This window comes from Erythrobacter aurantius, assembly GCF_023823125.1.
Lineage (GTDB): Bacteria > Pseudomonadota > Alphaproteobacteria > Sphingomonadales > Sphingomonadaceae > Erythrobacter > Erythrobacter aurantius.
This window is the reverse complement of record NZ_CP090949.1, coordinates 1047933-1073869: the sequence shown is the minus strand read 5'-3', so window position 1 is coordinate 1073869 and position 25937 is coordinate 1047933. Positions and strand designations below refer to the sequence as shown.

Sequence of the window (25937 nt, the reverse complement as noted above, 5' to 3'; positions counted from 1 at the left end):
CACGTGAAAATTTTCATCGCATGCCTTGCGACCGAGTCAAACAGCTTTTCCCCTCTGCCAACTGGTTGGTCCGGCTATGAAGAAACCGGCATCCACTATGGCGATGCCACAAAGCACGCTCCGATTGCATTCAATATCGCTCTTCACGAATGGCGCCGTGCGGCAGAAGCCGAGGGACACGAGGTCGTGGAAAGCGTTTCGGCCATGGCGCAGCCAGCCGGCCCAACCGTACAAGACGTCTACGACACCTTGAGCGCGCGCATCTGCGATGATCTTCGCGGCGCTGGTGATGTCGATATCATCCTCCTAAAAATGCACGGCGCGATGATTGCCGAACAGACGATCGATTGTGAAGGCGATCTGATCTCCCGGCTACGTGCGATCGCTGGTGATGATGTGCTGATCGGAGGAGAATTCGATCCCCATGCGCATCTTACGGATCTCATGCTCGAAGCCGCCGATCTGCTGGTCTTTTACAAGGAATATCCGCACACGGACATTGCAGAGCGCGCCCAGCATCTCTTCAAGCTCGCTGTAGACGCCAAGTCGGGCAAGACCAGGCCGGTTATGCGGACCTTCGATTGCAGGATGATCGGCATGTATCACACGCCCGTTGGGCCGATGCGGGACATTGTCGACAAGCAGTTGGCGATGGAAGGTCAAGATGGGGTCCTTTCGCTATCGTTTGTGCATGGCTTTCCATGGGGCGATTCCCCCGATGTTGGTTCCAAGATGCTCGCGATCTGCGATGACGATGCCGATAAGGCTGCGCGGCTCGCTGAAGAATTTGGACGCGAAATCTGGGACCTTCGCGAGCAGTTCAGGATCGGGCAGCCGGGTATCGTGGAGACGCTCGACGAGCTTGGAGACTTGTCAGGTGGCCCCTTTGTGCTGGCGGATGTGGCCGACAATGCCGGCGGAGGGGCTCCTTCCGATTCCACCTTTATTCTTCAGGAAATCCTCAGGCGGGGCATCAAGGATGCTATGCTGGCGCTCTATTGGGATCCGATCCTCGTCCAGATCGCAGAAGATGCCGGTGTCGGCGCGACGCTGCCAGTCCGCCTCGGCGGCAAGATCGGGCCAAGTTCTGGCGACCCTGTCGATCTGGCTGTGACCGTCAGAGCGATTGGAAAGAAGATGTCGCAGCGTCTCGGTGATGCCCCAATGGCGGCAGGCACGATTGTCTGGCTGGAAGCAGACGGCATACATCTGTTTGTCGGAGACACGCGGACGCAGGTTTTCGATCCGCAGCCATTTCAGGAACTGGGTATCGATCTTGCCGCGATGAAGCTTTTGGTGGTAAAATCAACGCAGCATTTCTACGATCTTTGGGCTCCTCTGGCCACTTCGGTTCACTACGTCAGCACACCAGGCGCAATGCCGTTCGACGTGGCAGAAATCCCATACACTCGGCTTTCGCGTGACGTTTGGCCGCTCGCCGATGTTAGCCTGATGACAGAAAACGCTTGATGGCAGACACACCGGCGACCAGGGATCGATTGTCTGGATAACCCATGAGCAAGCCTCGTTTCATTGTCGTCGGTGGTGGCCTGATCGGTGTGACCACACTCTACGAATTGGTTTCGCGCGGATATGATGCGGCCCTGTTCGAGGCCGAGGAAGATTTGGCTCTGGGCGCAAGCTTCGCCAATGGCGGGATGCTGACACCGTCTATGCCTGATCCTTGGAATGGACCGGGGGTTGCACGACATCTGTTTGCTTCTCTGTTCGATCCACGATCCTCGATGAAGCTGCATCTTTCCCAGGTCCCTTCGCTTTTCAGCTGGGGGCTGAAATTTCTCGCCGGGTCCGGCCGCGCTCGGCATGAAGCTGCTACACTGGCGAACTATCGCCTTTGCGCACGCTCACTTGACCGGACACGCGCGCTTACCAAAGAGCTGGGGCTGGAATTCGACCAGTCTGATCGCGGGACCCTGAAAGTCTTTGAAAGCGAAGCAGCTATGGCTGGTCCATTGGCGCTCGCCCAACGACTGGCGCAAGAAGAGCTTCGGTTTGAAAAGCTCGATGCCGCGGCGACCGTTGCAAGGGAACCTCTGCTGGCGCCGATTGCGGACCGCATTGCCGGCGCGCTGTATTTTCCCGATGATGGGGTTGGAGATGCGCGCAAGTTCGTGCTCGCCTTGGCTGAGAAAGCAAGGGAGCTTGGCGCCGCGATCAATCTTGGCGCGCGCGTGAATGATCTCATCCTGCGCGAAGGCCGTATCTGCGGTATTGTGCAGGACGGTAAAGAGCATCTTGGAGAGGTGGTTCTGTGCACTGGCGTATGGAGCCCCGAACTAGCCGCGCAGCTTGGCCAGTCGATACCTGTCAAACCGGCCAAAGGCTACAGCCTGTCGGTAGACGCCCGCGCACTCGGCAATCGCATGCCGCGCGTGCCTGTCATCGATGATGCGATGCATGCCGCCGTCGTTCCGCTGGGAGACCGCCTCCGATTTGTTGGCACCGCCGAGTTCGCGGGATTCAACCAAGAAATTGATCAGGTGCGGATCGACAACCTCATTTCCCTATTTGAGCGGCTTTATCCTGACCTTGAAGGCAGTATCGATCTATCGGACGCCAAGCCGTGGACCGGGCTTCGTCCAATGAGCGCGAGCGGTCAGCCGATTATACGGCAGTCTGCCAAAGAGGGCCTTTGGCTAAATTGCGGGCACGGCCATTTGGGTTGGACGATGGCATGCGGATCTGCCGAGCAAATTGTAGATCTGATCTATGAGAAAGCTTACCGTCCGTAATGAACCGTCGCCAACTCACCAGAGTTTCAGTTGCCGAAATTAGGTAACGATGCGGAGCCGCGAAAATTGAAAGGGTGAGGGTTTGGGGCATCCTACGGTCTAGCAGTCGCATGTCTATTTTCAGGAAGGTTAGAAAGCGGCTGTCTATCCTCCGCGAGTGGAAGAGGGTCGCCCATAGTCTCAGATCGTGCGCAGACTTCCGCATGCATCCGCTCAAAAGTGTGGGCCTGATTGTGGGTCTGGCTAATCGCCAAATTTCCTTACCTGTCTGATATCAAATCGTTATTTCAGATGTAGGTCGGACTCCGTCTCCGCCACCTTACTTTTCCAAGACAACCCCTTATCCGGATTCGTGGCTCGCTGCCCCGTGCAAGGTTCGCGGGATCAGTCGATCTCAATCGCAACGCCTGCACCAGATGAAAAGTGGGCATCTGTTCAAGCGCCACTGCATCTGCCAACATGCGCAGATCATCGACACATTTTTTGGTCCAGGCTGGTTAGGGGGTATATGATCAGACGATGGATTGTGCCGCTGCTGGTTTGCACCATTCTGATTGGCAGTCCCACAGCGGTTGCCGCCGAAGACTTTGTTTCCGCCGCTTTCGACGTGGTGACAGAGGCCGACGTGACTTACGGCGAGGGAGTGATTGGCGCTTCAAGCGCCACGCCGCAGTCTCGTGACCTGAAACTGGACCTCTACAGGCCAGCGAGCAATGGCGAGCTTCTCGAAGATCGGCCTGCTGTGATCCTGGCTTTTGGCGGAGCCTACCATCGCGGATCAAAAGGAACCATCAGGTTCGAGGAGGACGGCGCATCGGATTCGCCCATGGGCGAATATTGTGCAGCCCTCGCAGCGGCTGGCTACGTCTGCATGTCAATCGAATATCGCCTCGTCCCCGAAGATCCTGCTCCGCCCTCGACCCTAGGTTCAGCATCCCTGTATCCCAAAGAGACGCTCTCCCATCCTGCCGCAGTCAGTCGGGTGGAGCTCATTCGAGCAAGAATGGGACTTGCCCCGCTCGACGACCTGTCTCGCGAACAACTCTGGAACACCATCCTGTCTTCGACCGAGGATCTCATACAAGCTATCGAGTTTTCTAGGACCAATGCAAAACGCCTCGGCCTGGACCCGGATCGGATTGCCATCGGCGGCTTCTCGGCTGGCGCGATCACAGCAATCAATGCTGCTTACGGCCGCGGCGTGCCCGTACAGGGTGTCATATCGCTATCGGGAGGACTGATAGGCTTTGACCTGAGCAGAAGCGCGGTGTCGGGCATGCCGCCCGGATTGTTCTTCATCGGTCAGAACGATCTTCAAGGCATGCAGATCGGGACCCGAAGCATAGTTGCAATCTTGCAAGGCGCGGATATTCGAGCCGAGAGTGCCTGGATTCCTGGCTTCGGACACTTCTACCCTATGGGTGCCCCGAGCTTGGGCTCGGACCTGAGCAAGACCACAGTCAAACGGCGCATTCTGGAGTTCCTTGATCAGATTTTTGACCATGTCGAATAGGACCGGCACGGCTTCAACACGCATCTTCTGTCATTTCGCTTGATCTTTCCCGCAGCGCGAATGATCAGTGTGCCCGGAGGGTCCATGGCACTGAATTCGTTTCTCTATCGGCTTGGTCAGGCGCTGGGTGACAATGCTGTTTCAAGCAGCGCGGTAAAACGCACATTTGCCAAGCAACTGGGCAGCCAGCTTGCCGGAAGGATTGAGACATACGTGCAGGACGGCAGCGCCAGTTCGGTGCTGTCCGATTGCTCCCACCGGGACAACCAGAACAAGTGGCGGAAGCGCCATTATGTCTGGCGGCGCGAAGGAGAAGGGCTTTTTTCCGACCTTTCCCGATGGAAAATCGACCAGATGGCGCGCTTTGGCGAAGTGCTAGCCGCGCTTGAACCCATCACTCACGAATACGGGCGCTACGGATCGAAGAAGTCGCCCGACTGGCTGCGCCACATCGTCCAATGGTGGTTGAGCGCGCAAGATCGTCCGCAACCGGTCGAAACGCTTGTGGACCTTTGCGACCTGCGCGGCCTTGGAGCCGAGGGCCCGCTCGAAATCCTGTTTTCGCGGGACCCCACCAATTACCGCTCGGACAACTGTCTCGATCGTTTCACAGGGGTCGAAAGCTGGCTGCGGGAAAATGCACCAGCCATCGCCAATGATGCTGTTCAGGCGGGCGCTGATGCGCGCGCGCAGCTTGCAACGGCAATCGGCCGCTTCCGCATTCACGACCTCTATCTGGCATTCCTGCTGGATCTGGCGATGGGCACCGCAAAGGGCGCGCGGGCTGCAGCGATCCAGTCGCTGACAGGCGCAAAGCCCGAAGCACTCGAAGCCGCATTCGAGGCAACCTACGCCGAAGCCAACCCGACCCGCCGCGCGCACTTGATCGAAGCTGCAGCCAACACTCTGGGTGATCGTGCAGGACCGCTAATCGAACGGCTGCGCGAAAGCGAAAGCTCGGCCAAGGTCAAGGCGGCGATGGACCGCGTTGCGGGGGCCGTGACCTCAGCTGCGGCAAAGCCCCGCAATCCTTGGCAAAAGGATGGCGCTTCGGGTTTTGTCGCGATCGACGGGGAATGGGTGCCTACGCCAGAGCGCACTCCTCCGCCCGAACGCAGCAAGATCGACCGCGAAGCCTATGATCTTCTGCGTACTCCGATCGAGGCATACAATACCCACCTCAAGGAGATGAAGCAGCGCTACAAGGATGTGCCTTATCATTGGTCAAAGCATCAGGTCTTTGCACCCGTCGATGATGCTATCGCCAAGCTGCGTGCCATCGCTGAAGGCGAAAAGCCGGTATCGCAGAATTACAATTACTACAGCTTCGTCTGGCTGCATGGGCAGCACGCCAAATCAGGCGAAGTGGATCAATTCTTTGACCATCCATCGGTGACACTGCGGCATGTCGTACGGCTTGCGCGAGTGATCAGCGGCAATGGTCTGCTCGCACAGTTCTCAGACTATGCAAGCGCGCCGGGCCTCGCACTTCAGCGGCGGCTGGCCAAGGGGGCGGACATGCGTTCTCTCGTGCAGTTGTGGCGCGAAGCGGGCGGGGAGGACTTCGTCGAGGAATACCTGGGTTACAGGTGGTATTATCAGGATCATGGCCTTCCGGGTGAAGCATGGCCGATGCTGCTTGATGAAATGAACCGCCTAGACGAAGCAATGGGGATCATACCGCAGACATCGAATACCAAGTATGACACTCTGCGCACGCTGCGATTGCTTACCCTTTTCCCGAAAGTCCCCGAGAGATACCGCAATCGCCTGATGATCCTTGCCAACGAAAGCGGGGTGAAAATCAGGGAGCAGGCGCGCGATCTGCTGGCCGATGCCGAAGGGATCGAGGACGCGATCGCCTTGCAGTTGGATGATGGCAAGCAGGACGTCCGCGCACAGGCTGCAGACTGGCTGGCGCAGCGCGGTGCGGCCAGCCACATTCCGGCGATTAGGGCACGCCTTAAGAAGGAACGCAGCGACAAGGCGCGCGCGCAGATGATCTCTGCACTGGAGCGGCTGGGCGATGACACCAGCGATTTCTTTGACGAAAAGGCAATGGTCCAAGAGGCGGAAAAGGGCCTCAAAAAGGCCATGCCGAAAGGGCTTGAGTGGTTCCCGTTTGACGGATTGCCGGCGCTCAACTGGGCCGATGGTCGTCCCGTCAACCCGATCCTGCCGCGCTATTGGGTAGTACTGGCGACCCGGCTCAAGGAAACGGGTGGCAATGCCCTTATTGACCTTTGGCTCGATCGCCTTGCACCGGGTGATGCGCACAAGCTGGGATGGATGATCCTGACAGGCTGGATCGCCCAGGACACCCGCACACCCAGCGACGAGGAGGCCAACCAGCACGCCCTTTCAAGGGTTGATCAGCAACTGGCGTGGAACAAGGACACGCTGAAGCGCTGGCCCCAGTCGGCAGACTGGATTTCGACCGACTACAACACCGTATTCGCGCAGATCAAACGCGGTTTTGCCGGCAACTATCTTGGCTCTGCGGCGGAAAGCAAGGGGATGCTCGCCCTCGCCAGCAGGGTTGAGGGCAGCGATGCAGGTCCGCGTATCAGGGCCTTTCTGAAGAACCACGGCAGCCGCACGTCTCAGGCGAAGGCGCTGCTCGACGTGCTGGCCAACATCGGCACACCAGCGGCGCTTCAGGTGCTGTTGCAGACGGCCGATCGGCTCAAACAGAAAAGCGTTCAGGCCCATGCCGCCAAGCTGATCGAGGATGTCGCGGAACGACGCGGATGGAGCGCTGGCGAGCTGGCGGACCGAACTGTACCGACGGGCGGCCTGGACGAAGACGGCGTGCTCCAACTCGAATGCGGAGCGGATCGCATCTACACCGCGCGGCTGGACGAGGAAGACAAGCTGGCGTTGTTCAATCCGCTGGGCAAGGAAGTGAAGGCCCTCCCACCAGCCCGAATGGATGACGAAAAATCCGCGGTCGCCGATGCCAAGAAAGCGCTGTCAAAAGCACGCAAGGAAGTGAAGCAGGTTGTTGCGGCACAGACCGAACGGTTTCGTGAGGCAATGTGCATGGAACGCACCTGGTCCAGTGAGGACTGGATCAACTATGTCGAAAGCCACCCCATTGTGGGACGGTTGGCCGCAAGGCTGGTGTGGATCGGAACCGACAAGGATGGCAATCCGCTGGCCAGTTTCCGTCCCTTGGGTGACGGGTCCTGCACGGATCAGAACGACGACGACATCAACCCCGCCGATTTCGCCGAAATCAAGCTGGCGCATTCGACCCTGCTTGATGCCGATATGCGCAAGGTGTGGACCGAACACATCGTAGACTACGACGTCAAACCTTTGTTTGATCAGCTTGGACGGCTGCTTCCCGAAATCAGCGAGGCAACCCGCAAGCAGCGCCTGATCAACGATCGCGAAGGGTGGATGATCGAAACCTTCAAGCTGAGAGGCATCGCCACCAAGCTGGGCTATCAACGCGGCCCGGCGGAGGACGGCGGTTGGTTCATGACCTATCACCGGGTCCTGCGCGAAGCTAAGCTGGTCGCCGAGGTCGAATTTACGGGTAGCTCACTACCCGAGCAGAACATGCCCGCCGCGCTCATATCGCTTAGCTTCCGCACCTTGCGGGACGATGGGAAATTCGGCACGCAAGTCGCGTTCGAGAACGTTCCCGATGTGCTGCTGGCGGAAACATGGCGCGATTATCATGACATGGCCGACAAGGGATCGGGCTTCGATCCTGATTGGCAGAAGAAGGCTGGCCTATGAACGAGCACACGACATCCGTATCGCTGGCGGCAGAGCATCGTTATGCCGATGAGCTGGAACGGCTGGCGGGCGATGACACCGCACCGCGTCCTTCAGGCTGGAAACTGAGCCCGCGCGCGGTCCGCCGGTTCATTCTGGGCGATCCAAAGCTGGGTGTTTCGCGCAAGTTCTATGGCGATGATCCACTGGTGGATCGTGCAATCGTCAGCCTGATGAGCAGGCAGGGCCTGATGCTGGTCGGGGAACCGGGCACCGCCAAATCCATGCTTTCCGAGCTGCTCGGTGCCGCGATCAGCGGAACCAGCGCGCTGGTGGTGCAGGGATCGGCTGGCACCAATGAAGATCATCTGCGCTACGGCTGGAATTACGCACTGCTGCTGGCCGAAGGGCCGAGCGAACGTGCACTAGTCCCTTCGCCCGTGCTCAATGCCATGCGCAGTGGGCGGATCGTGCGTTTTGAAGAGATTACCCGCTGCCCGCCCGAGGTGCAGGATGCGCTGATATCAATCCTTTCGGAAAAGGCGCTCGCTCTTCCCGAACTGGGGGCAGACCGGGTCGAAACGGCCAAGCCCGGCTTCAACATCATCGCCACCGCCAACCTGCGCGACAGAGGCGTGCATGAAATGTCGAGCGCACTCAAGCGGCGGTTCAACTTCGAAACGGTCCATCCGATCGCTGATCCGGCATTTGAAAGGGAGCTGGTGATCAAGCAGCTAAGCGAGCGGCTGGAACCCGAAGGGATAGCACTGCGCGGCGTGGAAGAGGTGGCTGATCTGCTGGTCAAGACATTCCAGGACCTGCGCACAGGGCGCACCGCCGAAGGGACCAGCCTGAACAAGCCCGATGCCGTGATGTCGAGCGCCGAGGCTGTGAACGTGCTGCATGCTGCCGCGCTGGAAGCGGTGTATCTGGATGACGGCAAGATCAACGGCGCCCATGTCGCGCGGCAATTGCAGGGTGTCGTGCTCAAGGATTCAGCTGATGACGGGAAGAAACTGCGGGCCTACGTCGATCACATCGCGCGCGAGCGAGCCGGCAAATCATCGGTGTGGAAGGATTTTTACAAGGCCGCGCGCGCACTGAAGCTCGACTGATCCCGTGAGCATCCCCGATCCGGCACCACCGCAACTGCATGTTTCGGAACGCGATCTCTATGTCGTGCCGATCCGCCATCACAGTCCGGCATGCTCCGCGCAGCTCGAACGGCTGCTTGAGGAGGTAAGGCCGGCGGCGATCCTGGTGGAGGGCCCCTGCGATTTCGATCAGCACATCCCGCTATTGAATGACGAGAGGACACGCGCCCCGGTGGCAATCGTGGCTGTGCGATCCATCGAAAAGGGAGAAACATCAAGGCGCGCCACCAGCTATTACCCGTTCTGCGCTCACAGCCCTGAATTCATCGCATTACGGCATGGCGTCAGCGCCGGAATAGTTACCCGATTCATCGACCTTCCCTCGCATTCGCGCGCGATGATGGGCGATGCAGCAGATGCTCCCCCACCCGCCATCATGGGTGACGAAAGCGCGTTCGACATTGGCGATTTCGTGACCGCGCTGGCGCGGGAAATGTCGTGCCGCGACGGGAACGAGGTGTGGGACCAACTCTTTGAAAGCCGCATTGCCGAGCCGGATTGGCGTGGCTTTTTTGGTGAAGTCGGTCGGTATTGTGCCTGCATTCGCGCCGCCGCTCCCGCAGGCTCGATAGAGGCTGACGGCACATTGGAACGCGAGGCGCAGATGCGCGCCATCATCGCCGAAGTTCGCAAGACCGTCGAAGGACCGATTGTCGCAGTGGTCGGCGGGTTTCACGCGCCTGCCCTGATGGATGCAAAACTGGCGGGAGACAAGATCACCGGGCCATCGGCGACGCAGGCTTCAGGCTATCTGGTGCGTTACGGCAACCGCCAGCTTGATGCCTTGCAAGGATATTCGGCAGGCCTGCCACTGCCCGGTTTCTATGAAAAATGGTGGGAATGGCACAAGGCCAACCCCGCGTCGCTCGATCCGCGCATCTGGGCGCATGATCTGATCGGCGGGTTTGCCGCGCACTTGCGCAAGGACCGACGGGCGCCCTCTTTCCCCTTGATCCTTGCTGCTGTCGAGCAGGCGCAGCGGCTGGCCGAATTGCGCGGCCGCAGCCTGCCCTTCCGCGACGACATAATCGATGCCGTCCGCTCAACCTTCATAAAGGACGAAGTGCCCCGCCACGGTGCTCCTGTTCTGAACGAACTGCACGCATGGCTGACCGGCACCGCGATCGGTGACGTCCCTGCGTCCGCCGGTTCACCACCTTTGGTCGAAGCGGTACGCAATGAAGCGCGGCGGCTGCGGTTCGCAATCGACGATGGCGAGATCCGCCAGCGAAACCTCGACATTTATCGCAAGCCTGCCCATCGCGAGGCCAGCCGGTTCTGCCATGGCCTGCAATTGCTCGGCGCCGGCTTTGCAGAGCGCACAGCCGGTCCCGATTTCCGGAATGATGTTGGTCTTGATCGACTGTTCGAGATCTGGTCGGTTAGCTGGTCACCAATGGTTGAGGCACGCCTGATCGAAATCTCTCATAAGGGCGATACTTTGGCTGAGGCAGTGGCCACGACCATCGCGGAACAGGTCGCGGGGCTTGAAGCGCAGGGCCGAGGTCGCAATGCCCTCGCCGCGATCGAGCTGTTCGCCACCGCATGTCGCGCAGGGATCGGGGAGAAAGGCGCTGTTGCGATCCTCGATCTGGTCGAAGCAGAAGTGATTGAGGACCCGCAACTTCCATCTGTCATTGCGGCGCTGGACGATGCAGTCCTGCTGCGGCGAGGGGCTGAAGTTCTCGGCATCACCGACACGAGCCCAATCGATCACCTTGTCGCGACAACATGGCGACGCGCGCTGCTGTTGTTGCCAGAGCTTGCTGCGATACCCGCGGATCAGGCACAGCCTCAGGTCAGGGCGCTTGCTGATCTGCGCGGCACGATCGAAGTTGCACGATCGGCCGGCCTCCGACTTGAACTTGACGCGTTTGAAGATGCTCTATCCCGGCTCGAACAGGCCAGGCTCGCACCGCAGATCGACGGGGCCATCACCGCCTTTGCGCTTCTGGATGGACGCGCTGGTGGTGAAGCGTTGTCGGACAGGTTGCTCGGCGAATTGGCGGGAGCCTACGTCAAGCCTGCAGATCGGCTCGCATTCCTTGGCGGCATCATTGCGATCGCCCGTGAATTGCTGTGGACCATGCCCGAAGTGATCGAAGCTCTCGACACCGTGATTGCCGATGTTGATGACGAGGAATTCATCACACTCGTACCGCACTTGCGCCTAGCCCTGATGCCACTTGATCCAAGGGACATAGACCGCCTTTCCTCTATGGTGGCGCAAAGGTTGGGGATTTCCGAAGACCGGCTGCAAGCGCAGGTGCCGATCAGCGAGGCCGAAGCCATGGCGAATATGAGGCTTGATGAGGCGATGGCCCAGAAGCTCGCAGCGGAAGGCTTGCTATGACCCTGACGGATCGCCAACGGCGCTGGCGGCTCGCCCTGGGGCGCTATTCGGAACGTGAGCTGGGCAATGGCGGAATGAGCGGCGCTGACCAGCGGGCCGACCGTGCGCTGGATTACCTCTACGCTCGCGAGATGGAAAAGCGCGGGATGCGGCGCGGCAAGCGCGGCGGTGCGGGCACGCTTGATCCCAGCCAGCTGACGACGCTGGGGTGGCTTGGCGAATTGCGCGAACTCTTTCCGCAAAGCGTGCTGGAAACTGTGCAGGCCCACGCCATCGACCAACTCGGCATGACCGAATTGCTGAAAGACCCCGATGTTCTCGACCAGCTTGAGCCCAATGCTGATCTGCTCAAGGCGCTGATCACGTACAAAGGCACCGCCGACGAAGCCGCAATGGCAAAGATCCGCGAAGTTGCACGCAAGGTCGTTGACGAAGTCATGGAGAAGATCCGCCATCAGGTGATGGCCGCCTTGTCGGGCAAGACTGACAGGTTCCGTCGAAGCCAGCTCAAATCCATGCGCAATTTCGACTGGCGCGGGACGATCAGAGAAAACCTGAAGAATTACGACCCAAAGCGCGAACAGATCATCGCCGAGCGGCTGCGGTTCTTCGGCCGTACGCAAAGACGTCTTCCCTGGACTATCATCCTTTGCGTCGATCAATCAGGATCGATGCTGTCATCCACCATTTATGCTGCAGTGATGGCGGCGATCCTGACAGGGCTGCCATCGGTAAATCTCAAGCTGATTGTCTTCGACACGTCGGTTGTCGATCTTTCGAGCGAGGCGCATGATCCGGTGTCCGTACTCATGTCGGTACAGCTGGGTGGAGGCACGGATATCGGCGGGGCCGTAGCGCATTGTGAAACGCTGATCACTCAACCCACCCGGACGATATTGGTGCTGCTGAGCGATTTCATGGAAGGAGGATCGGTCAGTCGGCTGGTGGCGACCGTGCGCCGGATGTCGGCGGCGCGGGTGCGGTTGCTGGGGCTTGCCGCGCTCGATGATGACGGATCCGCAGTCTATGATCATGCAACCGCGCAGCGTCTTGCTGGGGCGGGGATGGAAGTCGCTGCACTGACGCCGGATCGGTTCGCTGAATGGCTTGGTAGGATAATGACATGATCAGCGAGGCACTAGCGAAGGCGATTTCAGCCTTTGACGATGCCGCATTGGCTACCATCGCCAATACCGGCCTGCTGCGGCGTGCACAGCGTGATGTCGATAGCGGAAAGGCCACACTGGTACGTGTCGATGGAGACAAGGCAGAGCTTAATGTCGATGGCCAGACCGTAGAAATCGGCCCCACTGGCCCGGCAATGGCCTCCTGCAATTGTCCCGCAGCTGGAGTGTGCCGCCACAAGCTCGCATCAGTAATCGCTTTGCGCACGCTAGCCGCAGGACAAGATGCAACCGGAGGAGACAACGCGGAAGAAGACGAGGTTCCGCCTGAGCAGTGGTTGGAGGACATCACACTCGACCTAGCGCGAAAATACGCCGGACGGCCGGGATGGCGAGCGGGCCTCGAATTGCTTGAGGAAGCAGGAGCCGTCGAACCGGGGCCAACTAGCTTCGCCGTGACCTTCGCATCGCTTGATGAGCCCGTTCTGGTTCTACGCGGCCAGGGGATGGAGGGCATCGCTTCAAGAGCGAGCAAGGCGAGGCGCAAGGCATACCATGTCGCTGCGCTGTTGGCAGCAAGACGACATCTGGGGCTCAGCTTCACTATCGACGAAGACGAGGGGCGGGCCAGTTCGGCCAGCCCAGTCAGCCAAGGGCCTGCCCGCCCCGATGCAGCATTCCTGGAACAAGTGCGAACCGCGCTGGCCGATTGCGCGCAGCTTGGCTTCAATATCGCTCCACTACCGATTGAAGAGAGGTTGTTCGAGCTTTCGGTATCGTCGCGCGCCGATGCCATGCCACGACTGGCCACATTGCTGCGGACGATCGCCGCACAGATGCGATTGCGCCGCCACAAGTCTTATGAATTTGACGCCAGCGAGATGCTTGAGCTTTGCGCGATTGCCTACGCCATTACCCATGCGGTTGAGCGCGAGGGCCTTACCCTCGCCCAGCATCTGCGGTTGGCCGGAGAATTGCGCCGCAATTACGCGGAGCCTGAGAGGATGGAACTGATCGGCTGCGGTGCGGATCTATGGCACTCGGCCTCCGGTTCACGAGGCATAACTGCGCATTTCGTCGAACCGGCGACAGGCGAATTTTATTCGGTGGCCATGGCGCGCGGTGCCGGACAGGACCCCTCCTTCAATCCGCGTGAGGCATTCAGACAGCACGCGCTCTGGCAATCGGGTACCATGGAGATGTTGTGCCATGCCCACATCGTGCTCCACAATGCGGGCATTGCCGACGGAGGCAGGCTGGCATCGGGCAAGGATGTGCGGGCAGAAATCATCGACAAGTCCGCAGAAATTGAGCGCAATGCCGACTATGTTCAATCAGACTGGGCAGTGCTGCGCGACGACCTCGTAAAGAGGTTCGGACTGGGCGTTGCAGGCAATGGCTTGCCACAGATCGCTCTCATCGCACCGGCCGAAGTCGCGCGGCCGCAATTCGACGAGCTGGCGCAAAAGCTGCTCTGGCCGGTACGCGATGGCGCAGGGCGCTGGATCGCCCTTACGATCGATCATGACGAACGGTCCGAACACGCGATCAAGGAAGTAGAGAAGCGGTTGGCAGGCCGGTGGAGCGGAATGATGCTCGTCAAGGCATTCCAGACCGGTTCGAGCATCGAACTTTCGCCCGTTACCCTGTTCGACGGACGCAAGGCGACCGACCTTGCTCTGATCCGTCCCACTTTCGTCTGGGGCAACCCGCAAAAGAGCGGAGCAAACCTGATGGGATGGCTCCAGCGGCTAGTCCCCGATCCCGGCCGCGCCTTCACATATGCGCAGCCTGATCGCAGCACGTCGGCAATCATGGACGCATGGCGACTGGTGCTGGATCGACTGGAAGCGGGGCCGCAGCTTGCACGGATGCTTGATGACAAGCGCGATGCCCATGCCAGAAGGCTAAATGACTACGGGCTTGGCTCGATGGCAGAGATGTTATCTTCGGCAACCGATGGCGCAACCCATCTCGCCGCAGCCTATGCGTTGTTGATCGCGCGCCAACAGCGGATTTCGGTGCCTCTTCTGGCTTGAGTTGTTGACCCGATACGGGAATAGATCATTCGATCAAGATGAACGGTCCCCAGATCGAAGGCGATGCCCCGCCGGGGATTTCGGGATCAGCGATCATCGCGAGCTGTGCACGACGCAATGCCTCGGCCCGCGAAATGCCTTGTCCGGTCGCGGTAACGGTCGCTACGCTAAGCCGAGTTGCAGCATCATCCCTTACCGGCCAGTGCGACAAGAGCAGGGAACGCGCGCCCGCGAGCTGGAACGCTCTTGCAAGGCCGCTATAGGTGGCTGCACCACGCCCTTCGCCTGCCGCAGTGTTGCAGGCCGAAAGGATGATCCAATCCGCTGCCAGTGAAAGACGCGCGATTTCGCTGGCAGTCAGCAACCCATCGTTTTCGGCGCCGTTTGCCCCCGCCTGTGGCGTCATCACCAGCGCGGGTTCGGAAAGCCCCGATATCTGGCCGCTAACCAGTCCGTGCGTGGCAAAGGCCAGCACTCGATATTGATCGAGGGGTGCGGCGCGAACGGCGGCTTCGGTTGCTGCGTCGCCCGTCAGGATCAAGGGTTCGTCATCGGGGAATGCCGCACCCAAAGCTGCAAGCTCCTCCTGTGCGCCGGGCAGGCTCGGGAGCGCGCTGATATCCTCGGCATCGACAATCGCGCCGCGCAGGCCGAAGCGATCTCCGGGCGCCGGCGACAGACTGGGCGCGCCAATGCCCGCAAAACGGCGCGGGGCACGTGCCCGGTTTGGCGCACGCTGACCAAGGCCCGCATTGATCGAGATCGCATGATCCTCAATTAGGTATTCGGGTGCAGCACCTGCTTGCGGCAAGCTGGTTACGAGGACAGATGGCGGGATGGCTGAAAGTGGGCCGCTAGCCGGAAAAACCAGCCTTTCCTTGCCCGCGACAACATCGGTGATTTCGGCGCTGAAGATGAGACGGTACAGCCGGTGCGCGGCCTCTGCGTCAAAGGTCTGCTGACCACCCAGCCCTGCATCAAGCGAAGTGCGCAAGCGATCGATAAGCTGCCGCGCTTCGTGAAGCGCCGTAATTGCCTGACCCCAGACAAGCCCTTCGCGGGTCAAAGCCAAGGTCACCACCCGGTCGGGATAGACCATCGGAACGATATAGGCTTCGTCATCGGCAAGCAGGCCGCTGGCTTCCGCGATCGTCAGAGGACGCGGGCGGAGATAGTCGGCAAAGTCCGGATAACCGGCTTCAAGCTCAGCCTCCGCCGCTTCACGCGCGATGCGCGCATTGGCCAGTTCGGCAGCACTGCCTTCTCCCCCGGCGAAGCGGGTGCGCGCAGCCTCCTCGCCATCGCGCGCTTGCCGCACCTTCTCCAGCGCTGCGCTGAATCCATCGGGATCGCCCGGATAGGCAAGCGCCGAGGCGCTGAGCGCGAGATCACTGATTGTCGCCAGCTGCGCGCTGCGCCATGCGCGCTCGGCGTCTCCGGCAAGCAATGAAACCGCCACCGATGTGGCAAACAGCGAATTCCCATCGGATGCGATCGCCAGCCGATCCTGATCTTTGGCATATAGATCGAGCAAGACGCCCTCATTGTAATCCAGCACCGGCGCCAGCGTCTCGGCCGCGCGCCGCGTTTCACCAGCTCGGGCGAGGATCAGGGCCGCTTGCGTCTCGCGCCCGCGACGCTGCGGATTGGTTGGCTCGAACATCTCGCGATAGGTCGAAAGCGCCAGATCAGTGAGCGCGAGAGCCTGCTCATGATCGCCCGTCACCCCCAATGCGTCAGCAAGGTCAAGCCGCGCCCTCGCCATGTCGACAAGGTTGTCCTGCTGTCGCTCAAGCAAAACCAATGCGCGATTGTAATAATCAATGGCCTCGTCGACGCGCGCATCCTCGTACATCAGGCGAGCAACAAGGGCGCGCTGGTATCCCAGTTCGCCATCATCGGAATAGCCTTCGTTGGCTTCCGCCATCAGCGCTACCTCGACCGCCTGATCAGTCCGCCCCAACCGTGAAAGCAGGACCGCCGTGTTCTGGTAGATCGGCAAGAGCTGTGGGCTGTCCGGCCCCCATTCCTTTGCGCTGATATCCGCGATGCGCCCAAACAAATCTGCCGCTTCGGCAGTTCGTCCCTTGTCGAGAGCGATCAGGGCATTGTTGAGGAACACGTAAAGCCAGCCAATATGATCGTCGCGAGGGAGGACTTCGAACGCCAACGCCTCGGTTTCGCGCACCGCGCCGACGGCGGCTTCGAGATCGAGATTGCGGAGATAGCTGGCGTATTGATAGGCAAACTGCACCCGTGCCGGATCATTCGCCGCCAGATCGATCCGAGAAAGGTCAAGCGCACGTTTGTGCCACTCCACCGAAGTGGGAAGATCGTCCTGCTTTACGTAGATATAGCGGGCGATGTGGTGCGCCGCGAAAGTCCGGGCATAGCATGGCGCGCAACTTTCGCTTTCGACCACGCCCTGCAACCGAGCCAGATAATCTGCCTGCAAAGCTTCGTCTGTTACGAAGGCGACCAGCCCATGTCCCACAGCCCCGGCGACTGCATCCGGATGCAGATCGAGATCGGCATTGGCGAGATAAAGCTCATAGGCTTCCTTGAACTTGGCCTTGCCGATCAACCCCATGATCAAGTCGGATACGAGTTCGGCCCGCAAATGTGCGGAAGCGTTGGCGGGCATGGCATCGTAGGCTGCCTGTGCCGCAGGGAGGTTCCGGTTCGCCTCGCCATAGATATCGAAGTATTGCGCCGCCGAAGGCACGGCGGAAAGCAGCGCAAATCCTGCGATTGCTGCCTTAATCGAAGACCAGAAAATAAACCGCACGCCCCGCCCCTTCATTCACCAGTTCGATCTCGTAACGCTGGGTGTAGAGCGGTGTAAACCGGCATTGTGGTTCGCGTGAGGAGGCCGGACTGCACACAGGTCGCGAGCTTTGGTCGCTTACCTTGATCCGCACCGGCCCGGCTCCGCGATGCGAGACCGCGAGCGTACTGGGTACCCCTGACTTGAAAGTCTGGGCACTGCGCCAGACCTCGCCGGGAGCCAATTCGCCCCTGACATAAGCAGGGCCAAGAAGACGACCGCGGAAAGGGCTTGCTTCGATTCCGGCGGCGCGCGACCAGGTGTCGAGCATGTCCACACCGCCCTCATCGCGGGGTGAAAGGCCGCTGGCACGAAGGCTGTTGACCAGCATCACAAGGCTTTCGTTGCGCCCTGTCTCGTGCGCCTCTTCCGCTTCGGCCAAGGCTTGCGCAATACGACTGGCGCGCGGCGCAGAGATTTCGGTTTGCGCTGATGATGCTTGGACCGGCGAGATCGCCGCGTTCGAACAGCCAAGCACAGTCAGGCTCGCGGCAAGCATTATGGCCGCGTCAGTCAAGGGGGTGTTACGCAAAGGCTTTTTCATGACCGCATCCCTTCTACTTCGCTCTGATTTGCCAATATTGTACATTCGCGACGTGCCTGCCTCGTCACCGTCGTAGCCTGAAACTTGACCCCTTTTCGGTATCGTCGAGTTCCAGCACCATCCCGTGTCGTTCGGCAATCGCCCGCGCCAATGCGAGCCCAAGACCGCTGCCGTTGACGTCACCCATGCTTGCCCTTCCCCGATAGAAGCGATCAAAGACCCGCGTTCGGTCGGAAGGCGCGATGCCCGGACCGTCATCGGCGATCACCAGTTCGGGCCCATGCGTCAGTGTAACTTCGATACGACCGCCCGGCGGCACGTATTTGAGCGCATTGTCGAGAATATTCGTCACCAGCCGGCTGAGCTGACGTTCCTCGCCTTCAATCATGACCCCCGGTTCAAGGTGCCAGACAAGTTCATGTCCGGTTTCCTCAGCGCTGCCTGAATAGAGATCGCAGATGCGGTGGATCATCGCACTCATATCGACCCTTTCGAGCCCGGACCGATCGCCCCGGCGCGTCTTGCTGGCTGCAATGTCGAGCAAGGATTCAAGCGTCTGAACCAATCGCCTTATTTCGGCGCGGGCTTCGGCAAGTCGTTCAGCAACCGCAGGAGCAGGGCCCTCCTTGAGCGCCTTCAAAAGACGGTTGTCGAGATGCGAAAGCGGGGTGCGCATTTCATGCGCGAGTTGTTCCGAGGTTTCCTTGTAGGCTTCCATCAAATCGCGTTGTCGCTGCAGGGCGGCGGCACTGTGCGCGGTCAACTCGTCGATTTCGTCGCCATTTTCCTTGGTCGCAAAGTCCCGCTCGCGCGCTGGATCGCGAAAAGCCAGATTGATCTGGCCAATGCGCCGTTGAAGGTTCAGCGCAGCAATCCGCCCCAATAGGGCCACCAGCAGAACGAACACCGTGCCACCGATTGCAAAGGCCAGCGCAACGCTGCGCAAGACGTTGCGGTTGCCGTCGATACGCCGGGCCACAACAAGCTTGAGGTCGGGGCCGAGTTGCACTGCGCGGGCAAATCCTTCGGAACTCGCTCCAATCTTGATTATGCCGGTTTCCGAAACCTTCGGATCCAGTTCAGGCCATGCCGCAATATCACCGGCGATCGGTTTACCGGCATTGTCAGCGAGCAGGTAATGCGGCGTGTTGCCGTCAGATGGAGTCAAGGCTACGCGGTCCGCGATGCGGCTTTGCAATTCCTCAAGACCATTGCTGGCGTAAATATCAACCAGACCGGCGATATCGACATCGATCTCGTTCTGGGCGCCTTCGTTCAGCGTCGAAAGCACTGTCTGGTGCGTCACGAACCACAGAGCGAGGACCAACGCCAGCGACAGACCGATTGCGGCCAGCACGAGGCGCGAAAATATCGAGCGACGGGCCTCGATGGTTACCTCCCCTCGAGGATACGGTAACCTGAACCCCAGATCGTCTCCAACGCCGGGGCGTCGAACCCTTCTTCAAGCTTACGGCGCAGCCGCCCGATGTTGACATCCACGACATTGGTCTGCGGGTCAAAATCAATGTTCCAGACGTCGCGCAGCAGCATCTCGCGGGTGACGGTTTCTCCCGCATTCTCCATAAAGTAGCGGAACAGTTCGAACTCCTTGGGGCTAAGCGCCAGATGCTTGTTGTCGCGGAACGCGGTCCTTGCCTTCAAATGACATTCGAAAGCGCCATAGATAATGACGGTGCTATGTTCGCGGCCGATTGAGCGCCTGTGCAAGGCGCGCAGACGAGCCATCAGTTCTTCGGGTTCGAACGGTTTGGCCAGGTAGTCGTCGGCTCCGGTATCGAGCCCATCCGCACGATCACTGCCACGGCCAAGCGCGGAAAGGATCAGGATCGGCGTGCCAATGCCGCTTTCTCGCAGTCGACGGGTGATCGTAAGCCCGTCGATATCGCCCAGCATCCGATCGAGGATAATGACGTCGAAGGCTTCCATCCCGGCGCGCAACAAGGCTGCGCTGCCACTTTCTTCCCAGACGAGAACGTCCCCGTTCTGGCGGGCGATATCGCTGACTGCCGCAGCCGAGCGAGCGTCATCCTCGACATAGAGAATTCGCAGCGGTTGCTTCGTCATTCCCCCGTCCTGACCGTGACCGCGATCACCCGGCGGGTGAACTGACCGGAAAGCTGCCATTGCTCCGCTCCCGCTGCAAGCAGATGATGAGACCGGATGGATGCAGAGCAATCATTGGCTCTGCATCCATCCCGGCATTACGGATCAATTCAAGGCTTCAACCGAAACCCAGCCCTTGGTTCCGAAATTGTCTTCAACTTCGATGAACAGCCCTTCGCGGCGACCGGTCGGCGTCAGCGTGGTACCTTCCCTCAGGCCACGGACGACTTCGGCATCATCCGTTGGCATCGCCAGCATCGAAGTCGCGACCGCGACGGTTGCAAGTTCAGGTCCGTTGGCAGCAGCGCTCGACGCACGCGGCACCGAAGCAATCGTGGCTTGCTGCGCCACCACTTCGTTGAAAGCAAGAACGAAGGCTTCGACAAGCATCTTGCCGTTGCGGTTTCCAGCATAGCCGCTGGCGTTGGCACCCGCGGACCAGGCGTTGCCGCCGTTGAAGCTCAGCGAGCTGGGTCGGACTTCACCCTTGCCCGTCACGACAGTTAGGCCCGTCGCCGGGCTAAGCAGCTTGATCCCCGCAGCAACGCGATTACGCCGCCCGCCTAGGCCGCCAAACATGCCGAGTACGGCGCCCGCTCCCGGAACCCCGCGCAGCAGCGATGATGCAGCGCCCGAACGCACAAGCCCTTCCATCGCGGCAGACTTGGCGACTTCGATCGACTGGTCAACTTCCTCGCTCTTGCCGGCAATGACGTTCATGAGGAAATCCGCCGGAACGCCATTGGCTGCGCTTTGCGGGGTGAAGCAGCCGAACTCGATGGCGAGCGAATTGACCAGTTCGCGCGGCGATCCAAGGCCGAATTCCGACCAGCCTTGAGTGTCGCCATCGACGACGGCGATGGTGCCGAGGCTTTCTTCGCATTTGGCCAGTGCGACTTCATCATCGGCCATGGCAGGCGCAGGCATGGTGACCGCTGCCACCATCGCGGCGGCAGCGGTGGCGGAAATCATCTTGTTCATCAGTATACTCCCCAGTGCGTGACAACGACCCAGAGATTGACCCTGCATACGGGTCTTTACCATATACACCTATTGTCATGGAGATGACAAAGCCTGTTAGAAATGCGTTCTGGCGGCAAGTTAAGGCCGCCAGGCCCAGTGGCTCACCGCTCGACCGGGGTTCCTCTGCCAAATGTGATCATGCCGCCCATGATTCGTTCTGCCTGATCGATAGCCCAATCACGCTGAGCTGCAGTTGCTGGACGATCATCCGTTCCGGCAACGGTTTGACGCAGCTCGGCGACCGGGTCGAAGGTGATGTTCGCACTAGAGTTGCCGATTCCTTGCGGGCCTGCACCTGGTCCGCCCATCCAGCGGCTCCAGTCAGCACCAGCAATGGGAGCAATCGAAGGAGTGATTCCTGCCAGCGTTTGTCCGCCACTTGCCGAAGTCGATCCGGAGTTTCCGGCGCCCTGCGTAGCCGTGACATTAGCAGCGAAAGCTGCCGTGCCATCGATGAAGGTATTGGGGATCCGGTTGCCCCGGATCGAATAGGACAGGCCCATGTGGCTGGCTCCGTCACCGGCCAGGAAGCCCTCCACAAAGCCTGAGCAGGTCGATGCGCAGAAGCTGGAGGTCGTTTCCACAAACACCGCATTGGTGCTGCCGTTGAAGTTTCCGACGCGACCAAGTGTGTGGAACATCCCATCTACAGGGTTGATCGCCAGCGTACTTTGGGTTGGATCGGTCAGGCGACCAGTGGTGAACAGATCGAACACGTCCGCTCCACTGGTGATCTCGAGATCCAGTGCGACCACGGGATTGCTGCCGAATACCACCGCAGCCCGGCCAGCGACCGACCCTGTTGAGGTGCTTTCGTCATGCCGTGTCGGCATCGTGAAGCCGATCAGATCATAGAACACCGCACCTTCGGTCGGCAGGTTTGTCAAAGGAGCCCCTGCAATCACATGGTAGCCACCATTCGGACCGACTGACTCGAGCGGAACGTTGTACCAGAATCCGCCTGGAGTCCCGTCCGTCCAGCGCGTCCACGCCAGTGTGCCGTTGCCCGCAGTCCCAGTATCCGCAAGCGTCATGTCCCCGCTGGTCAGTGCCTCGTTCGGGTCAATATTGGCGACATAGCCGATCGGGATTCCATCGCTGTTGTAGGTGACACTGCTGAGAGTGTGGACATCATCACCGATTAGCTTGTTGGCAAAGGCAATCGACTGGTTGGCAAGAGTGACGTCAGGCGCGTTGCCGTTGAACGTCCGCTCTGGCCCCGACTTGAAGATCGCTGCGCCAGCAAGATTTTGCCCGAAACCCTCGCGGACAGCCCGGTAGGTCAGGCCTACGGTGTTGACGTCACCGGCAAAGCCCGCAGTCAGGCTGAGGCCGCAGGTGTCGATGCTGCTGCAAGTGCCGCCATTATCGGTTGCGGCAACAAATGCGCTGAAGGTGCCAAGGGTCGTAAAACCGATGATGTTGGTCGATTGTGACGGATCTTCGATCCCCCCCGCAGTCGAAAAGCTGAACACATACGGATCAGCCCCGGTCGGCATGGTGATTGTGCCTTCGAGCGCAAGCTTTGCCTCTGTCCCCAGCAGGATCGCCATTTGCGCGTCAAAGACACCGGGCGCAACCGAGCCGTCGGCTATGGTCGGACGGGTTGCGGCGATCTGATAATAGTCGATCCGGCCATTCGCGGGCAATGCAAAGTCGGGCTGCACCGGGCGGGTGAGGACGTAGTGGAGCCCCTGATTCTCGTTGAAGGTGAAAGTGTTGGGGATGGAAATGGTCCCGTTAGTCCACCGCCCGATCAAGGCATCGGCATTGCCAAATATATCCACCACCTCGGTAGAGCCCTTGGTCCGCGTTCCTCCCGTCGAAGGCAAGCGAACATAGGATTGCAGTCCGCCATTCTCGTCCAGCACAAGGTTCCCAGCTTTGAAGCCAAGTCCTTCTCCGCCGCTGAGCAGCCCACCGTTGAAGCCACCTCCGAGAACAAAGCCGATCAGCGGCTCAACCGCGTCAAAGCCTCCCGAATATCCCGCAAGCTGCGGGGGAACATCAGGGTTCCCGCCATTGCCGCCACCGCCGTTGCCCGGCAATCCGGCGAACTGGTCTGGATCGCCGCCGCCAAGCAGGAATTCGTAATAATCGAGGAAGAAGTTGTTGAGATCGGCAAACCCGGCCAACCCGCCCTGAAGCGCGGCGAGCGCTGCCAGGTAGGCTTCGAGGATGGCAAGATCGAGCGCAGTGTACTCGCTCGGCAATCCCCCATTGGCGAGGAATTCGAAGTATGCGTTCAATGCCGCGATGTAGTCGGCATAGATCGGCAGGCCGGTGAACCCGTCGATATCGCCGCCAGCACTGACAAAAGCGAAATAGGCGGAGACCAAGGCGGCGTTGTCGGCAAGAGCATCGAACCCGGCCAACCCGCCGGGCAGCGCGGCCAGTGCATCCAGATACGCCCGCAGGATCGACAGATCGAGCGCAGCATAATCGCTGGGCAAGCCACCACCCGAAAGGAAGGCCGCGTAGGCGTTCAACGCCGCGACGTAATCAAGGTAAATCGGCAGACCGGCAAACGCGTCAATCTGTCCACCTGCTTCGAGAAATGCGAAATAGGCCGTCAGCAGATCGCCATTCGCGCCGAGCAGGCTGTTGACCTGTCCCGATTGCAATACCGCGGCAAAGAACTCCTGCAGCCTTGCGATATCCTCGTCGGAATAATCTGACGGCAGGCCGTTTGCGGCGAGGAACGCGGCATAGGCATTGAGCGCTTCGGCAAAGGCCGGGAAGTCCGGCGGAACGGGCAAACCAGCGAAATTGTCCGGATTGCCGCCACCCAGCACGAACTGGAAATAGGCCTGATAAAAGTCGGTCAGGTCGAGCAGGAAGCGGTCGGTCGCCCCGGCCGCTTCAAGCGCCGCGATGTATGCCGCGATCGTTTCCTGCGAGAGGACAGTGTAGCCCGAAGGAATGCCGCCGTTCGACAGGAATTCGAAATAGGCCTGAAGGTCCAGAGCATATCCGGCAAAGATATTGGCGTTCAGCCCGGCAAAATTGTCGAACGCGCCACCATCGGCGACGAACTGGCCGAAGCTGGCGAAGAACGCTGCCTGATTGGCCCCAAGGAACCGGTCGAGCGCACCGGCAGCCTGCAATTGCAGAATGAAGGACTGCAGCTGCGCAATATCGGCAGCGGTGAATTGCGAGGGCAGATTGCCCGCTGCAAGGAAGGCAAAATACGCATCAAGCTGCACGGCATATCCGGCGAAAATGTTCGCGGGCAGTCCGGCAAAGGCATCGACATCACCGCCCGCGCGCAGAAAGGCGAGATATTCGGAATAGAACGCCGCCTGATCGGCCAGAACCGCATCGAGCAGGCCGGTGTTCGCCAGCGTTTCGAGATAGGCACGCAGGGTCGCCTGATCGAGCGCGTCATAGTCGCTCGGCAGACGCCCGCTGGCGAGATAGTCAAAATAGGCATCAAGCGCAGTCTGGAACTGCGAAGCAAAGGCGATCCCGCCATTTTCAAGGAAAGCAGTGATCAATGCCCGGTCGGCCGCGCTAAGCTGCTGGTCAAGCCCGCTCTGACGCAGGAAGGCGATGGATTGGGCCAGCGCTGCCTGACTCGCCCCGGTAAAATCGGTTGGCACACCGCCGGCGCGCAGGAACGCGAAATACGCCGCCGTCAGGTCAGTGAAGGAAGCCGCGAACAGATCACGATTGCCGCCGCTGGCGATAAAGGCGAGGTAAGCATCGGCCAGTGCGCGATCACGCGCGGCCAGATCCGCAATCGCACCGGTACGCCCGATAAAGGCGAAATAGGCGTCGATATCAGCGGCACTGGCAACGCCGCTCGCAAATCCGCTTGGCACACCGCCAGCACGGATCAGGTCGAGATAATCGAGGACGAAGCCGCTGTACGCAGCAAGAAAATCGGCCTGCGCTCCCCCGCTTGCCAGAAACCGCAGATACGTCCGGATGACATCGGCCTGCGCCGCATTGAACGGGCGTCCGCCGTACGCCCCTTCGAGCTGTGCTGCGGCAGCAATCAGCAAAGCGAAGTCGCCGCTTGGGAAAGTCTCGATTGAAGGGTTGGCGGCAGCGGCCTCCACCCGGCGCCCTGCTTCGATGATGTCGCTCGAAGCGCCCGCTGCTGCAAGGCCGTCACCCAGCGTCACCGGTATTCCGTTAAGCGCCGCCGCAACCGGGCCAGCATCACCTCCGATGGCTGCCACCTGCGGCGGTTCAGGATCCGCGGGCTTGCCGGGCTCAGGTTGAGCCACTGCGGCATTGGCAACGGAACGCCGCGGAGCGCGGCCCGGCTCCGCGCTCCACATCATGCCTTCGCGGAACTTGCGCATCCCGCGCCCAGCCTGGCCAACACGAACTTCTCCGCCCAGCGTATGACCGGTGGCTTCACCATTGGCGGCAACGCTAAAGCTCGCAGAAGAACCTTCACCGGCGACCTGAGCTTCAAGCCCTTCAGGCATCCGCACCACGATATCACAGCTGTCGCAGCCGGAGACCGTAATCGAACCACTATAGAGATCGATCGAGCCGTCGGGGTTGATCGTGTACTCGGCCGCATCGACGATCGAGACCGTCCCTCCGCCTGTCAGCGCAATCTGTGTCACGCCGCTGCTCTGGCTGGTGCGCTGGCCCAATTGCACCGGTGTCGGGCTGGAACTGAAAATCACCTCATTCGCTAGCGAGGGAACGCTCAGCGCAAGGCTTGAGCAACCGATCAAGAGCAGGCGCGCGGCGCGCGAAGAAGTCTTCGAGATGGCAGTCATGACAAAACC

Annotated in this window: 14 protein-coding genes; 8 read left to right on the top strand and 6 right to left on the bottom strand. The window is 60.1% G+C overall.

Translation table 11 applies throughout. From position 1 onward, the window contains the following. Positions 1-3: 3 nt before the first annotated feature. The 8 genes from L1K66_RS05140 to L1K66_RS05105 all read left to right on the top strand — a co-directional run bounded on the left by L1K66_RS05140 (position 4) and on the right by L1K66_RS05105 (position 14665). Positions 4-1470 (top strand): M81 family metallopeptidase, encoded by a 1467-nt coding sequence (locus L1K66_RS05140; RefSeq protein ID WP_252259910.1) that lies wholly within the window; start codon positions 4-6, stop codon positions 1468-1470. 44 nt (positions 1471-1514) lie between these two features. Beyond that, positions 1515-2753: an FAD-dependent oxidoreductase gene (locus L1K66_RS05135; RefSeq protein WP_252259909.1), complete on the top strand. Its 1239-nt coding sequence runs from the start codon at positions 1515-1517 to the stop codon at positions 2751-2753. Positions 2754-3261: 508 nt separating this feature from the next. Next, entirely contained in the window at positions 3262-4266 is a 1005-nt protein-coding gene (locus L1K66_RS05130; protein ID WP_252259908.1) for an alpha/beta hydrolase, read from the top strand. An 84-nt stretch (positions 4267-4350) separates the two neighbouring features. Then, positions 4351-8016: a DUF4132 domain-containing protein gene (locus L1K66_RS05125; RefSeq protein WP_252259907.1), complete on the top strand. Its 3666-nt coding sequence runs from the start codon at positions 4351-4353 to the stop codon at positions 8014-8016. Continuing rightward, positions 8013-9110 carry an ATP-binding protein gene (locus L1K66_RS05120; RefSeq protein ID WP_252259906.1) on the top strand — a complete coding sequence of 366 codons (1098 nt, stop codon included), beginning with the start codon at positions 8013-8015 and terminating at the stop codon, positions 9108-9110. The genes L1K66_RS05125 and L1K66_RS05120 overlap by 4 nt, the downstream gene beginning before the upstream one ends. A gap of 4 nt (positions 9111-9114) precedes the next feature. After that, complete coding sequence (locus tag L1K66_RS05115; protein ID WP_252259905.1) at positions 9115-11502, top strand: DUF5682 family protein; 2388 nt, start codon at positions 9115-9117, stop codon at positions 11500-11502. Beyond that, on the top strand, positions 11499-12629 hold the full coding sequence (locus tag L1K66_RS05110) for a VWA domain-containing protein (protein ID WP_252259904.1): 1131 nt from the start codon (positions 11499-11501) through the stop codon (positions 12627-12629). The genes L1K66_RS05115 and L1K66_RS05110 overlap by 4 nt, the downstream gene beginning before the upstream one ends. After that, positions 12626-14665 carry a hypothetical protein gene (locus L1K66_RS05105; protein ID WP_252259903.1) on the top strand — a complete coding sequence of 680 codons (2040 nt, stop codon included), beginning with the start codon at positions 12626-12628 and terminating at the stop codon, positions 14663-14665. Before L1K66_RS05110 ends, L1K66_RS05105 begins: the two co-directional genes overlap by 4 nt. Before the next feature lie 25 nt (positions 14666-14690). Here the strand turns inward: L1K66_RS05105 and L1K66_RS05100 are convergent, their stop codons facing one another. The 6 genes from L1K66_RS05100 to L1K66_RS05075 all read right to left on the bottom strand — a co-directional run bounded on the left by L1K66_RS05100 (position 14691) and on the right by L1K66_RS05075 (position 25928). Beyond that, positions 14691-17453, bottom strand: a complete 2763-nt coding sequence (locus L1K66_RS05100) for a CHAT domain-containing protein (protein ID WP_252259902.1) — start codon at positions 17451-17453, stop codon at positions 14691-14693. Continuing rightward, a complete protein-coding gene (locus L1K66_RS05095; protein WP_252259901.1) occupies positions 17425-18036 on the bottom strand; it encodes a hypothetical protein in 612 nt (203 codons plus the stop codon). The genes L1K66_RS05100 and L1K66_RS05095 overlap by 29 nt, the downstream gene beginning before the upstream one ends. A gap of 64 nt (positions 18037-18100) precedes the next feature. Beyond that, positions 18101-19393: a sensor histidine kinase gene (locus tag L1K66_RS05090; RefSeq protein ID WP_252259900.1), complete on the bottom strand. Its 1293-nt coding sequence runs from the start codon at positions 19391-19393 to the stop codon at positions 18101-18103. Positions 19394-19428: 35 nt separating this feature from the next. Next, positions 19429-20121: a response regulator transcription factor gene (locus L1K66_RS05085; RefSeq protein WP_252260594.1), complete on the bottom strand. Its 693-nt coding sequence runs from the start codon at positions 20119-20121 to the stop codon at positions 19429-19431. Positions 20122-20265: 144 nt separating this feature from the next. Further along, a complete protein-coding gene (locus L1K66_RS05080) occupies positions 20266-21141 on the bottom strand; it encodes an SH3 domain-containing protein (protein WP_252259899.1) in 876 nt (291 codons plus the stop codon). Positions 21142-21284: 143 nt separating this feature from the next. Continuing rightward, a complete protein-coding gene (locus L1K66_RS05075) occupies positions 21285-25928 on the bottom strand; it encodes a hypothetical protein (protein ID WP_252259898.1) in 4644 nt (1547 codons plus the stop codon). Positions 25929-25937: the final 9 nt, after the last annotated feature.